At 73.5% G+C, this 12,536-nt stretch carries 13 protein-coding genes; 4 read left to right on the forward strand and 9 right to left on the reverse strand.

Features of this window, described 5'->3' with window-relative positions:
- Positions 1-9: 9 nt before the first annotated feature.
- Positions 10-804, reverse strand: a complete 795-nt coding sequence (locus ACGF3H_RS01760) for a lysophospholipid acyltransferase family protein (protein WP_362499847.1) — start codon at positions 802-804, stop codon at positions 10-12.
- Positions 805-997: 193 nt separating this feature from the next.
- On the opposite strand from ACGF3H_RS01760, the gene ACGF3H_RS01765 reads away from it, so the two are divergent.
- Positions 998-1,801: an alpha/beta fold hydrolase gene (locus tag ACGF3H_RS01765; RefSeq protein ID WP_362499821.1), complete on the forward strand. Its 804-nt coding sequence runs from the start codon at positions 998-1,000 to the stop codon at positions 1,799-1,801.
- On the forward strand, positions 1,794-2,456 hold the full coding sequence (locus ACGF3H_RS01770) for a hypothetical protein (RefSeq protein WP_362499820.1): 663 nt from the start codon (positions 1,794-1,796) through the stop codon (positions 2,454-2,456). The genes ACGF3H_RS01765 and ACGF3H_RS01770 overlap by 8 nt, the downstream gene beginning before the upstream one ends.
- Positions 2,457-2,485: 29 nt before the next feature.
- Here the strand turns inward: ACGF3H_RS01770 and ACGF3H_RS01775 are convergent, their stop codons facing one another.
- The 6 genes from ACGF3H_RS01775 to ACGF3H_RS01800 form a co-directional block, all read right to left on the reverse strand.
- A complete protein-coding gene (locus ACGF3H_RS01775) occupies positions 2,486-3,232 on the reverse strand; it encodes an endonuclease/exonuclease/phosphatase family protein (RefSeq protein ID WP_362499819.1) in 747 nt (248 codons plus the stop codon).
- Positions 3,233-3,370: 138 nt separating this feature from the next.
- Positions 3,371-4,324 carry an ROK family glucokinase gene (locus ACGF3H_RS01780; protein ID WP_189228211.1) on the reverse strand — a complete coding sequence of 318 codons (954 nt, stop codon included), beginning with the start codon at positions 4,322-4,324 and terminating at the stop codon, positions 3,371-3,373.
- 55 nt (positions 4,325-4,379) lie between these two features.
- Positions 4,380-4,886, reverse strand: a complete 507-nt coding sequence (locus ACGF3H_RS01785) for a DUF5304 domain-containing protein (RefSeq protein WP_362499818.1) — start codon at positions 4,884-4,886, stop codon at positions 4,380-4,382.
- A gap of 57 nt (positions 4,887-4,943) precedes the next feature.
- Entirely contained in the window at positions 4,944-6,116 is a 1,173-nt protein-coding gene (locus ACGF3H_RS01790; protein WP_362499817.1) for an ArsA-related P-loop ATPase, read from the reverse strand.
- Between the two features lie 108 nt (positions 6,117-6,224).
- On the reverse strand, positions 6,225-6,665 hold the full coding sequence (locus tag ACGF3H_RS01795; RefSeq protein ID WP_362499816.1) for an SRPBCC family protein: 441 nt from the start codon (positions 6,663-6,665) through the stop codon (positions 6,225-6,227).
- A gap of 117 nt (positions 6,666-6,782) precedes the next feature.
- Positions 6,783-7,538 (reverse strand): metallophosphoesterase, encoded by a 756-nt coding sequence (locus ACGF3H_RS01800; RefSeq protein ID WP_362499846.1) that lies wholly within the window; start codon positions 7,536-7,538, stop codon positions 6,783-6,785.
- Between the two features lie 351 nt (positions 7,539-7,889).
- Between ACGF3H_RS01800 and ACGF3H_RS01805 the strand changes: the two genes are divergently transcribed.
- Positions 7,890-9,686: an AMP-dependent synthetase/ligase gene (locus ACGF3H_RS01805; protein ID WP_362499815.1), complete on the forward strand. Its 1,797-nt coding sequence runs from the start codon at positions 7,890-7,892 to the stop codon at positions 9,684-9,686.
- A 51-nt stretch (positions 9,687-9,737) separates the two neighbouring features.
- On the opposite strand, the gene ACGF3H_RS01810 is transcribed toward ACGF3H_RS01805, so the two are convergent.
- Both ACGF3H_RS01810 and ACGF3H_RS01815 read right to left on the reverse strand, forming a co-directional pair.
- On the reverse strand, positions 9,738-9,956 hold the full coding sequence (locus ACGF3H_RS01810) for a hypothetical protein (RefSeq protein WP_362499814.1): 219 nt from the start codon (positions 9,954-9,956) through the stop codon (positions 9,738-9,740).
- Positions 9,957-9,995: 39 nt separating this feature from the next.
- Positions 9,996-11,138: a glycosyltransferase family 4 protein gene (locus tag ACGF3H_RS01815; RefSeq protein WP_362499813.1), complete on the reverse strand. Its 1,143-nt coding sequence runs from the start codon at positions 11,136-11,138 to the stop codon at positions 9,996-9,998.
- A gap of 132 nt (positions 11,139-11,270) precedes the next feature.
- Here ACGF3H_RS01815 and ACGF3H_RS01820 point away from each other — a divergent pair, with 132 nt between their 5' ends.
- Entirely contained in the window at positions 11,271-12,521 is a 1,251-nt protein-coding gene (locus ACGF3H_RS01820) for a glycosyltransferase 87 family protein (RefSeq protein ID WP_362499812.1), read from the forward strand.
- The last annotated feature ends 15 nt before the right edge of the window (positions 12,522-12,536 follow it).

Below are 12,536 nucleotides of genomic sequence, written 5' to 3' on the forward strand. Positions count from 1 at the left end.
CCGGCCCGGCTAGGGCTCGGTCCCCTGCTCGGCGGCCCCGTCCCGCTCGGCCGCCTTCTCCTTCGCGGTCTGTTCCTTCTCCGCCTGGGCGAGCGCCGCCTTCGCGGCCTTGCCCGCCTCCTTCTCGGCCTTCGCCGCATCCGCGAGCTGCCGCTTCATGGCGGTCGCGTACATGTCGACGTACTCCTGGCCGGAGAGCTTCATGATCTCGTACATGACCTCGTCGGTCACCGCGCGGAGCACGAAGCGGTCGTGCTCCATGCCCTGGTAGCGGGTGAAGTCCAGGGGCTTGCCGATGCGGATGCCGGGGCGCATCAGCTTCGGCACCACCTTGCCGGGCGGCTGGATCTTCTCGGTGTCGATCATGGCGACCGGGATCACGGGGGCGCCGGTGGCGAGCGCCACGCGGGCGAGGCCGCCGGGCTTGCCGCGGTACAGCCTGCCGTCCGGGGACCGCGTGCCCTCCGGGTAGATGCCGAACAGCTCGCCCCGCTCCAGGACCTCTATGCCGCTCTTGACGGCGGCCTCGCCGGCGCCGCGCGCGCCGGAGCGGTCCACGGGGAGCTGGCCGACGCCCTTGAAGAACGCGGCGGTCAGCCGGCCCTTGACCCCGGGCGTGTTGAAGTACTCGGCCTTGGCGATGAAGGTCACCTTGCGGTCGAGGACGGCCGGCAGGAAGAACGAGTCGGAGAACGACAGGTGGTTGCTCGCCAGGATGGCGGGGCCGTCGGCCGGGATGTGCTCCAGGCCTTCCACCCAGGGCCGGAAGGCGAGCTTCAGCGAACCCCCGACGGTGACCTTCATCGCGCCGTACAACAACCGAGTGCCTCCTGTGTCTGTGGGTCAGACCCTATCCCGGAGCACCGTCAATGGCCCCGACGGCCCTGGTCGGTGTCAGTGCGGTCGCGTACGGTGAAGTACCCGCAAGTACCGCACACGCGTCAATCGCTTACGACGGTCCGGCTGTGCCGGCCCCCTGACGACAGGAGACCGAGACGTGCCGGTCCTGCCCGGAGCCGAGCCGTTCCGCCACGAGGGCGGGGAGACCGGCGTCCTCCTCTGCCACGGTTTCACCGGTTCCCCGCAGTCCTTGCGCCCATGGGCCCGGTACCTGGCGGAGCGCGACCTGACCGTCGCGCTGCCGCTGCTGCCCGGGCACGGCACCCGTTGGGAGGACATGCAGGTCACCGGCTGGCAGGACTGGTACGCGGAGGTGGACCGCGAGCTGCGCGCCCTGCGGGAGCGCTGCTCACGCGTGTTCGTGGCCGGCCTGTCGATGGGCGGGGCCCTGGCGCTGCGGCTGGCCGCGAAGCACGGCGACGCGGTGTCGGGCGTCGTGGTCGTCAACCCGGCGAACCGGATGCACGGCGTGGCCCAGCACGCCCTGCCGGTGCTGCGGCACGTGCTCCCCGCGACCAGGGGCATCGCCAGCGACATCGCCAAGCCGCTCGGCACCGAGCTGGGGTACGACAAGGTGCCGCTGCACGCGGCCCACTCGCTGCGTACGTTCTTCCGCCTCGCCGACGGCGATCTGCCGCAGGTCACGCAGCCGCTGCTGCTGCTGCGCAGCCCTCAGGACCATGTGGTGCCGCCGGCCGACTCGGCGCGCGTCCTCGGCCGGGTGTCGTCGACGGACGTGACGGAGATCCTGCTGGAACAGAGCTACCACGTGGCGACGTTGGACCACGACGCGGACCGGATCTTCGCGGAGAGCATCGCGTTCATCGGCCGGCTGGCGCCCGGTTCCGTCAAGGAGCCGGGGCCCGGCCCCGGTGAGGAAGGGACGGCCGCAGGTGACTGAGCACGACTCCGACCGCGAGGACCGGGAGGAGCGGGGAGAGCGGGAGGAGGTGCGGAACGTGGAGCGGGACCGCGAGCGGGACGTCGAACGGGAGGGCCGCGAGGGGCCGGGCCCCGGGGAGGAGCGCGCGCCGGAGGAGCAGTCCGTGCCCTTCGACGAGGACGCGGCCTGGGCGGCGATCGTCGCCGGGTACGGGGAGGAGCCGCCGGACCCGCCGGGCGCCAAGCCGTTCAAGTCGGTGGAGGACCTGGCTCTCCTGGAGCCGGAGACGAACGACGACGGCCCCGAGCCGGAGCGGCCCGCGTCGGCCCGTCCGCTGGGCAGCTCCGTCGCCTTCGCCCCGGGGGTCGGGCCGCGCGACCACAGCCTGGCCGAGCCCTCCGACGACGATCTCGGCAAGGACGACGAGGGCCACTTCGTGCCGCCGGAGCCGCCGCCGCTGCCCGAGGGCGACACCACGGCGAAGTTCGCCTGGCTGGGTGTGATCGGCGGCCCGGTGCTGCTCCTGCTGGCGGTGGTGCTCGGCTGGGACATGACCTGGTGGCTGAAGACCCTGGGCATCGGCGGTTTCCTCGGCGGGTTCGCCACGCTGGTCATGCGGATGCGCACGGGCGACGAGGACGACGACGACCCGGGGCGGGGCGCGGTGGTCTGAGGCCGGCGGCGGCCCGGGCGCGGAGGCTCTCAGGCCGCGGGCACGCGGAGGGCGGTCAGGACCGGGAGGTGGTCCGTGGCCGCCCTCAGGTCGTCCTCGGCCACCCCGGGGAGCCCCGCCGGCACCCCGCAGCCGAGCACCTCGACGCCCTCGGTGGTGAGGACCGCGTCGATGCGCTGGTGCGGGTCGGTGGCGGTGGAGGTGTACTCGCCGCCCCAGGGCGCGACGGTCCAGCAGTCCCGCAGCCCGTCGCCGAGCCGCCGGAAGACGGGGCCGCCGGGGCGTTCGTTCAGATCGCCGCCCGCCACGACGTGCTCCACGCCCATCTTCGCGACCTGGTCGAGGAGCAGGCCCGCCTGCGCGTGCCGCTCGTCCTTCTGCAGCGACAGGTGACAGCTCACGACACCGAGACGGGCCCCGCCGAAGCGGACCACCGCGGTGGCGAAGCCCCGGCGGTGCAGTCCGGGGGTGAGCGGGAGCAGGACGTCCTCGGTGCGCTCCACGGTGGCCCGCAGGGAGCACAGGAGGGCCGGTCCGGCGGCCGTGGCGCCCCCGGAGAGGATCACCAGCCCGGAGGCCGCGGCGAGCCGGGCGAGCTTCTTGCGCCAGCGGAAGAAGCGGGGGGCCTCCTGGAGGAGGACGAGGTCGGGGGCGCAGGCGGCGATCACGCGGGCGAGGGCGTCGGTGTCGTCGCGCATCGAGCGGATGTTGTAGCTGAGGACCCGGACGACGGCGGAACCGTCGGGTTCGGTGCGGGAGTTGGGGAGCGGCTCCATGTGGATCACAGTACGCCCCACGGCTCGGGGCGCGAGGAGCGTGGGCGACTGCCGGTGCGTCGTGGCTCGTCGCGCCCGCGGGGCGGAGCCCCGAAGGGACTCCGCCCCGCGCCCCTGGAGGCGTGCCGTGAGCGCCTTTTACATGATCGGGTCGGGCTCGCGGGCCAGGTCGGCCGCGCCCACCAGGCCGGCCTTGTTGCCGAGCTGGGCCGCGATGACGTCGGCGACGGGGCGCCAGTTGCCCCCGACCAGCCAGCGCTTGTACGACTTGCGGATCGGGTCCAGGACCAGGTCGCCCTCGTCGGAGAGGCCGCCGCCGACGATGAAGGCGGACGGGTCGAAGAGCGAGGCCAGGTCGGCGAGGCCGGCGCCGGCCCAGCGGGCCAGCTCGCGGTAGGAGTCGACGGCGACCGGGCAGCCCTGCCGCGCGGCGACCGAGATGTGCTTGCCCTCGATGCCGTCGGGGGTGCCGTCGCCCAGCGCGAGCAGCACCTCGGCGCGCTCGGGGGTGGCGTTGGCGCGCTGCTTGGCGTAGCGCACGAGGGCGCGGCCGGAGGCATACTGCTCCCAGCACCCCTGCGAACCGCAGCCGCACAGCAGGCCGTCCGGCACCATGCGGATGTGGCCGAACTCGGCGGCCACGCCGAAGTGGCCGCGGCGCAGCTTGTTGCCGATGATGATGCCGCCGCCCAGGCCGGTGCCGAGGGTGATGCAGATGACGTTGCGGTGGCCCTTGCCCGCGCCGAACTTGTACTCGCCCCAGGCCGCGGCGTTGGCGTCGTTCTCCACGACGACCGGGAGCCCGACGCGGGCCTCGACCTTCTCCTTGAGCGGCTCGTTGCGCCAGTCGATGTTCGGCGCGAAGTAGACCTCGGAGCGCTGGCGGTTGACGTACCCGGCGGCGCCGATGCCCACGCCGACGATCTCGTGCCCCGCGCGTGCGCCCTCCACCGCCGAGGCGATGGCGTCCACGATGGCCTCGGGCGTGGTGGGGGTCGGCACCTTGAAGGTAGAGAGGATGTTGCCTTCCTCGTCGACCACGCCGGCCGCGATCTTCGTGCCGCCGATGTCGACGCCGATGGTGAGTCCCATGAATCCCTCAGTTCCGGTCGAGCCCCGCTACGGCCAACCGTACCCGAGGGGGGCCTCAGTCCAAGTCGATACGCTGGCCGCCGCCGGTGCCCTCGTCGCCGTCGTCACGGGGTTCGTCCAGGTCACGAGGGTCGTTGACGCCCGTCGTCCCGGTGGTCCAGCGCCGCTCCTGGTTCTGGACGGCGGAGCGGTAGGCGGCGAGGAGTTCACCGCCGGCCGCCGCGAGATGGTCGAAAACAGCCGGATTGCGCTCGATGACCGGCTCGACGGCGGCCTTGGCCTGCTGGACGACCTGCCGGACCACCTGCTGGGCGGCGGGTCCGGCGACCTGGCCGAGCAGCGGGGACTGGAGGCCGGACAGCTTCTCCGCGACCGTGTCGACGAGCCTGCGCAGTTCCTCGGCGGCCGAGCCCGGCTGCGGCCCGTACTCGGCGCGGCGGCGGGCCTTCTCGGCCTCCAGGTCCTCGGCGCACGCCGTCGCCCAGGCGTCGGCGTCGGCCGGCCCGACCGCGTCGGCCTCGTCGTGGCGAGCGGCCTCGGACGGGGGGAGATCTTCGCTCATGACGGACTCCTGACTACGGTTCGTCCTTACGACGTTACCCGAACGGGCGTGGCGGGATCAGCGTCCCCGCGGCCACAGCCCGGGGTCCGGCGCGAACCGGACGGCGAGGGTGCCCTCCCGCAGGGCGGCGCCGTCGACGGTGCAGCGGCGCAGCGCGGACGGCAGCGGCACGATCCGGCGGAACGGGCCGGTGGTGACGACCAGTTCGTCGCCGCGCCTCACCAGGTCGAGATCGTCGCGTATGGCGCCGGGCAGGGGGATGTGCCAGACGAGGACGCCGTCGTCGGCCAGCCGGTCGGACACGCGCCACTCGACCGGGGTGACCTCCTGGTTGACGCCCGGCACGTCGAGGGCGGCCAGGTCGTCCGTGCCCCGCGGGTCGCGCCCCAGGTGGGCGACGGCGCGGACGTCGTACGTGCCCTGCCACTCCGCCAGTGCCTTGCGCTGCTGGGCGAGGAGACCGGCGAGCGGGCTGTCCGCGGGGGCGTCCTCGGGCAGGACGCGGTTGGCGACCAGCAGGTCGGTGCGCAGGCCGCGCAGGGCGAGGCCGAGGCGGGCGGTGCGGACGGCGTCGGCGCCGGCGGGGCCGGGCTCGGCGACGAGCCGTACGACGGTGTTCCGGTCGGCGAGGACGGCCTCGGTGGCGGCCAGCTCCAGGTCCCAGCGGCCGGCGGCCTCGTACAGCGACTCGGCGGGCATGGGGACGCCCGCGAGCCGGCCGAGGACGGGACGCAGGGCGCGGGCGGCCTGTCGCTCCGGCGGGAGCAGGCGGCGCAGGTAGCGGCGCAGTTCCTCGGGGAGGGCGAGCAGGGCGAGGGCGCGCGGGGCGGGCGGGAGGTCGACGACGAGGAGGTCGTGCGCCTCGGCGAGGGCGGCGTCGCGCACGGCGCGCAGCAGGGCGAGCTCCTCGGCGCCGGGCAGGGGGGTGAGCTCCTCGGCGTCCAGGCGGGCGGCGCCGAGCAGGTCGAGAGCGGAGGCGGCGCGGTCCTGGAGCGCGGCGAGGCCGTCCCGGAAGCCCTGGGCGGCGTCGGGCCGCCGGACCGTGAGGCCGGGTTCGACGGGGGCCGGTTCCGGGCCGGTGCGCATCCCGAGCGCGGCGCCGAGGGTGTCGTCCCGGTCGGCGCCGAGCAGGAGGGTGCGGGTGCCGGCACGGGCGGCGGCGAGCGCGGTGGCGGCCGCGAGGGTCGTACGCCCGCTGCCGCCCGGGCCCGTGATCAGGATGGTGCGCATGAGGCTGAACGCTACCTCCGCGGCCGCGCCGGGCGACCGCGCCGACCTGCCGCGCCGCCCCGCCGGCGGCGCGTCGCCGGCACCGGCCGGGGACGACGGCGGTGCCGGTTACTTCGGGGCCGACTCCACGCGCTTCTTCAGGCCTGCCAGCGCCCGGTCGATGATGACCTTCTCGGCCTTGCGCTTGATCATGCCGAGCATCGGGATCTTGACGTCGACCGTGAGCCGGTACGTGACCTCCGTGCCCGTGCCCGCCGGCCGGAGCAGGTAGGAGCCGTCGAGCGAGCGCAGCATCTGGGACTTGACCAGCGTCCAGGACACCTCGTGCGCACCCGTCCAGGTGTAGGCCAGCGTCTGGTCGTCCTTGATCGCCCCGGCGTCCATGACGAGTCGCACCTGCTCGGCACGGCCCTGCGCGTCGCTCGCGAGGACCTGCGCCTCCTTCACCTCACCGGTCCAGTCCGGGTAGCGGGCGAAGTCGGCGATCACCTCCATGACGTCGGCCGGTGCCGCCTCGATCGTGATGCTCGAGCTGGTGTGTTCCGCCATCGCCGTGGCTCCTCCAGATGCGGGCCGGTACTGAGGATCGTGTGTGCCGCGTGAAGGCTATCGCGCACGGGCGAAGCGGATGTCACCACCTGCCTGCGACAGTCCGGCCGCGCGGGCTCACCACTCCAGCGCCCAGGGTTTCCCCGTCGACGCGAAGTGGCCGACGTTCACGCACTCGGTCGCCCCGATGCGCATCCGCCGCACCAGCGGCTGGTGCACGTGGCCGAAGAGGGCGTAGCGCGGCCGGGTCCGCCGGATCGCGTCCAGCAGCGCGCGGCTGCCCCGCTCGAAGCGCCGCGCCACCGTGTCGTAGACGAGTTCCGGCACCTCCGGCGGGATGTGCGTGCACAGCACGTCCACCTCGCCGACGGCCTCGATCTTCGCGGCGTACTCCTCGTCGCTCATCTCGTACGGCGTGCGCATCGGGGTGCGCAGGCCGCCGCCGACGAAGCCGAAGACCCGGCCCCCGATCTCGACGCGCTCCCCGTCCAGCACGGTCGTGCCCGGTCCGGCGTACTCCGGCCACAGCTGCGGCATGTCGACGTTGCCGTAGGTGGCGTACGTCGGTGTGGGGAACGCGGCGAACAGCTCGGCGTACTGCCCGCGCACGGCCCGCTCGATCAGCCGTGCCCGGTCGTCGCCGACGCCCGCCCACAGCCGGGCCCCCAGCTCCCGCGCCTCGGCGAAGCGGCGGGCGGTGCGCAGCTCCACGATGCGGTCGGCGTTGTCCTTGCCGAACAGGTCGGGGAAGATGCCCCGCGAGTGGTCGGCGTAGTCGAGGAAGAGGACCAGGTCCCCCAGGCAGATCAGGGCGTCGGCGCCGTCGCCGGCCCTGGCCAGGTCGCGTGCGTTGCCGTGCACGTCGCTCACCACGTGGACGCGTGTCGTCGTGTTGCCGGCCGGTGTGGGTGCCATGGCGATCAAGCGTAAGTGTGTGCGCCATGCGTGAACAGTGGCGGCCGGACCTGCGGTTACTGGCTGGTCGGTCGAGGCGTCGACTACTCTGCGCCAAGGAAACCCCATCCGTGTGACGCAGCGAACATCTCGCGGGGACCCCCTGTCGGAGACGCCATACCGGCGGGTAACGTCCGGGCAGTCCAGTCGTGCTCTGGTTTTCAACATGTGAAAGCCGCATGTGTTTTCCCGAGCACTTGCCCGAGCCTTGGACCGCACCGTCGCATCGCACAACGTCGTGGCGCCGGCGCCCTATGAGGAGCAGCAGTCTTGCGCGAGTTCAGCCTTCCGGCTTTGTACGAGGTCCCTGCGGACGGAAATCTGACCGACATCGTCCGCAGAAACGCCGCGCAGCACCCCGATGTCGCCGTCATCGCCCGCAAGGCCGGCGGTGCCTGGCAGGACGTGACCGCCCGCGCCTTCCTCGCCGAGGTCCACGCCGCCGCCAAGGGCCTCATCGCCTCCGGTGTCCAGCCGGGCGACCGGGTCGGGCTGATGTCCCGTACGCGCTACGAGTGGACCCTGCTGGACTTCGCGATCTGGAGCGCGGGCGCGATCACCGTGCCGGTGTACGAGACCAGTTCGCCGGAGCAGGTGCAGTGGATCCTCAGCGACTCGGGCGCCACGGCGTGCGTCGTGGAGTCGGCCGGGCACGCCGCCGCCGTGGAGTCGGTCCGCGAGCAGCTTCCCGCCCTCAAGAACGTCTGGCAGATCGACGCCGGGGCCGTGGCGGAACTGGAACGTCTCGGCGGGGACGTCACGGACGAGGCGGTCGAGGAGCGCAGCTCGATCGCGAAGGCCGACGACCCGGCGACCATCGTCTACACCTCGGGCACCACCGGCCGCCCCAAGGGCTGTGTGCTCACCCACCGCAGCTTCTTCGCCGAGTGCGGCAACGTCGTCGAGCGCCTGCGCCCGCTGTTCCGCACGGGCGAGTGCTCCGTCCTGCTGTTCCTCCCGCTCGCGCACGTCTTCGGCCGCCTCGTGCAGGTCGCGCCGATGATCGCGCCGATCAAGCTGGGCTGCGTCCCGGACATCAAGAACCTCACCGACGAACTGGCCGCGTTCCGGCCCACGCTGATCCTGGGCGTGCCGCGCGTCTTCGAGAAGGTCTACAACTCGGCGCGCGCCAAGGCGCAGGCCGACGGCAAGGGCAAGATCTTCGACAAGGCCGCCGACACGGCGATCGCCTACAGCAAGGCGCTGGACACCCCGGCGGGCCCGTCCGTCGGCCTGAAGATCAAGCACAAGGTCTTCGACAAGCTCGTCTACAGCAAGCTCCGCACGGTCCTCGGCGGGCGCGGCGAGTACGCCATCTCCGGCGGCGCGCCGCTCGGCGAGCGCCTCGGCCACTTCTTCCGCGGCATCGGCTTCACGGTGCTGGAGGGCTACGGCCTGACCGAGTCCTGCGCGGCCACCGCCTTCAACCCCTGGGACCGGCAGAAGATCGGCACGGTCGGCCAGCCGCTGCCCGGCTCGGTGGTGCGGATCGCCGACGACGGCGAGGTGCTGCTGCACGGCGAGCACCTGTTCAAGGAGTACTGGAACAACCCGGGGGCGACCGCGGAGGCGCTGGCCGACGGCTGGTTCCACACCGGGGACATCGGCACCCTCGACGAGGACGGCTACCTGCGCATCACCGGCCGCAAGAAGGAGATCATCGTCACGGCCGGCGGCAAGAACGTCGCCCCGGCCGTGATCGAGGACCGCATCCGGGCGCACGCGCTGGTCGCGGAGTGCATGGTGGTCGGCGACGGGCGGCCGTTCGTGGGCGCGCTGGTCACCGTGGACGAGGAGTTCCTCGGCCGCTGGTGCGCGGACCACGGCAAGCCGGCCGGCTCGACGGCGGCGTCGCTGCGGGACGACCCGGACCTGCTCGCCACCATCCAGTCGGCGGTCGACGACGGCAACGCGGCGGTGTCCAAGGCCGAGTCGGTCCGGAAGTTCCGGGTTCTCGGCGCGCAGTTCTCGGAGGAGTCGGGGCACTTGACCCCGTCGCTGAAGCTGAAGCGGAACGTGGTGGCGAAGGACTACGCCGACGAGATCGAGGCGCTCTACGCCAAGTAGCCGGGCCGGGCGCCTCCCGCCTCACGGGCGAGGCGCCTCCCCCACGCTCGTTCAGCGACCTGCCAGGGCGCCCAGGAAACTCTCCGCGGCATCCCCCGGAGGCGTGGTCGGGTCGCTCGTCAGCACGACGTGCAGCGCCCACACGAGGGCTTCCCGGCGGGTCTGCGTACGCTTGCGCCATTCCTTGCCCATGCGGTGCCCCTCCCGCTCGGACAGGGCGTCTAGGCGCAGGATCTCGCGTGCGATGATCTCGGGCCCTTGCTCGGCCATGGCTCTCGTGCCTTCCGTGGATCGCGCCCTGACGCGGCGTCAGAGCAGGGCCTTCAGGCGGTCCGCGAGCAGGTCCCAGCGCCACTTCTCCTCGACCCAGGACCGTCCCCGCTCGCCCATCCGGCGGCGCAGCTCCGGGTCGGCGAGGAGGGCGGTGACCCGGTCGGCGGTCTCGTCCTGCGAGTCGCCGCGGACGACCCAGCCCGTCTCGCCGTCGAGCACCGCGTCCGGGGCGCCGCCCGAGTCGCCGGCGACGACGGGCAGGCCGGTCGCGGAGGCCTCGAGGTAGACGATGCCGAGTCCCTCGACGTCCAGCCCGCCCCGCCGGGTGCGGCACGGCATGGCGAAGACGTCGCCGGCGCCGTAGTGCGCGGGCAGCTCGGCCCACGGCACGGCACCCGTGAAGCGGACGGAGGCGGCGACGCCGGTGTCCTGGGCGAGGCGGCGCAGCTCCTTCTCGTAGGGGCCGCCGCCGACGATCAGCAGGACGGCGTCCGGCTCGGCGGCGAGGATGCGCGGCATCGCCCGGATCAGCGTGTCCTGGCCCTTGCGCGGCACCAGCCGCGAGACGCAGACCACGACGGGCCGGTCGGTCAGCCCGAGCCGGGCCCGCACGTCGTCACCGCCGCTGTCCGGGTGGAAGGTCTTCTCGTCCACGCCCGGCGGCAACTGCACCATCCGCGCGGCCGCCGCGGGCGTCAGCGCGCCCGCGATCCGCGAGCGCGTGTACTCGCCGAGGTAGGTGATCGTGTCCGTCGACTCCCCGATCCGGCGCAGCAGTTGCCGGGCGGCGGGCAGCTGGGCCCAGCCGGCCTCGTGGCCGTGGGTGGTGGCGACGATCCGCTCGGCGCCCGCCTTCCGGAGGGCGGGCGCCATCAAACCGAGGGGCGCCGCCGCCCCGAACCAGACCGACGTGCACCCGTGCTCGCGCAGCAGCCCGGCCGCCCGCCGGGTGGCGCCCGGCGTCGGCAGCAGCATCGTCGTACGGTCCCGGACGACGGTGAAGGGCTGCTCGGCGTCGAAGGCGGCGGTGGCCTCAATGCCCTCGCGGCTCCGCTTCCAGGTGGAGGCGTAGACGACCAGCCGCTCGGGGTCCAGGCGCAGCGCCATGTTGTGCAGGAAGGCCTGGATGCCGCCCGGGCGGGGCGGGAAGTCGTTCGTCACGATCAAGGTCTTGCGCATCGCCGCCGACCCTACCGAACGGGCGGCAGGGGGCGGGGCCCGGCCGTGCCGCTGGCACACAGACAGGTGTTCGGGACATCATGGCCCGACCAGCAGGACGGGCGCGGACGGGCGCGGAACGGGCGGAGTGACGTGGAGACGACGGACACGGGGCGGTCCCCGGCCTGGCTGCCGGCGGCCGGGCTGCTCGCCGCCTGGGCCGCGACGCGGCTGGTGCTGCTGCTGTTCGTGCTCAAGGTGTGGGTCTTCCCGGGCCCGGACGTCACCAGCGACGTGTCGGTCATCTACCGGGGCTGGTACGACGTCCTGTCCGGCGGAACGTTTCCGTCGGACGACGTCACCTGGCAGTACCCGCCCGCCGCCGCCCTCCCGATCCTCTCCCCGGCGCTGCTGCCCTTCCTCGACTACCCGACGGCCTTCTTCGTCCTGGCCTGCGCGGCCGACCTGGTCGTCCTCGTCCTGCTGCGGTACGGGGGCCGCGGTGCCGGCCGGTCGGCGCTGGGCGCCTGGGTGTGGGTGGTGGGCGTGCCGCTGCTCGGGCCGACGGTGTACGCCCGCTACGACGTGATGGTCACCGCCGTCGCGGTGGCCGCGCTGCTGGCCGCGGGCCGGCATCCGCGGGCGGCGGGGATGCTGGCGGCTCTCGGGGCGCTGCTGAAGGTGTGGCCCGTGCTGGTCCTCCTGGGCGTCCGCCGGCGGGCGACGTGGGTGGCCGCCGCGCTGACCGGTGCCGGGCTGGCGGCCCTGTTCGCGGCGGCGATGCCGGGGGCGTTCGCCTTCCTGACGTTCCAGCGCGACCGGGGCACCGAGGTGGAGTCGCTGGGCTCGCTGGTCTTCCACGTCGCCCGGCACGCCGGCTGGGAGGGGCAGGTGCTGCTCAACTACGGCTCCGTGGAGTTCCTCGGCCCGCACGTGGAGACGGTGAGCACGGCCGCGCTGGCGCTGACCGGCGCGGCGTTCGGCTGGCTGCTGCTGTGGCGGGTGGCGGCGTCCCGGTTCGAGGCGCACACGGCGGCGGACGCGGCCTTCGTGGCGGTGCTGATGTTCACGGTCACCAGCCGGGTGATCAGCCCGCAGTACATGGTGTGGCTGATCGGCGTCGGGGCGGTCTGCGGATGTTTCCGGGCCGGCCGGATGCGGGTGCCGGTGGCCCTGGTGCTGGCGGCGAGCCTGGTGACGGTGCTGGAGTTCCCGGTCTGGTTCGGCCATGTGGTGGCGAGCGACACGCTCGGCACCACGCTGCTGTTCGTCCGCAACGGCCTGCTGGTGGCCGCCGCGCTCGTCGGGGCCCGCGTCCTGTGGCGGGACACCGTGCGGCGCCGCGGCGACGCCCCGCTGCCGCCCCGCCCGGCCCGTGCCGACGAGGCCCCGGTCGCGCGCTGACCGCCGGCGGCCGTA

Origin of the sequence: Streptomyces sp. NPDC048185 (assembly GCF_043202495.1) — a bacterium.
GTDB lineage: Bacteria > Actinomycetota > Actinomycetes > Streptomycetales > Streptomycetaceae > Streptomyces.

Bases quoted from the DNA above. Each gene is read 5' to 3' on its own strand.
- ACGF3H_RS01785 (WP_362499818.1), bottom strand. From the start codon at position 4,886: ATGAGCGAAGATCTCCCCCCGTCCGAGGCCGCTCGCCACGACGAGGCC.
- ACGF3H_RS01780 (WP_189228211.1), bottom strand. From the start codon at position 4,324: ATGGGACTCACCATCGGCGTCGACATCGGCGGCACGAAGATCGCGGCC.
- ACGF3H_RS01775 (WP_362499819.1), bottom strand. From the start codon at position 3,232: ATGGAGCCGCTCCCCAACTCCCGCACCGAACCCGACGGTTCCGCCGTC.
- ACGF3H_RS01795 (WP_362499816.1), bottom strand. From the start codon at position 6,665: ATGGCGGAACACACCAGCTCGAGCATCACGATCGAGGCGGCACCGGCC.
- ACGF3H_RS01790 (WP_362499817.1), bottom strand. From the start codon at position 6,116: ATGCGCACCATCCTGATCACGGGCCCGGGCGGCAGCGGGCGTACGACC.
- ACGF3H_RS01810 (WP_362499814.1), bottom strand. From the start codon at position 9,956: ATGGCCGAGCAAGGGCCCGAGATCATCGCACGCGAGATCCTGCGCCTA.
- ACGF3H_RS01815 (WP_362499813.1), bottom strand. From the start codon at position 11,138: ATGCGCAAGACCTTGATCGTGACGAACGACTTCCCGCCCCGCCCGGGC.
- ACGF3H_RS01760 (WP_362499847.1), bottom strand. From the start codon at position 804: ATGAAGGTCACCGTCGGGGGTTCGCTGAAGCTCGCCTTCCGGCCCTGG.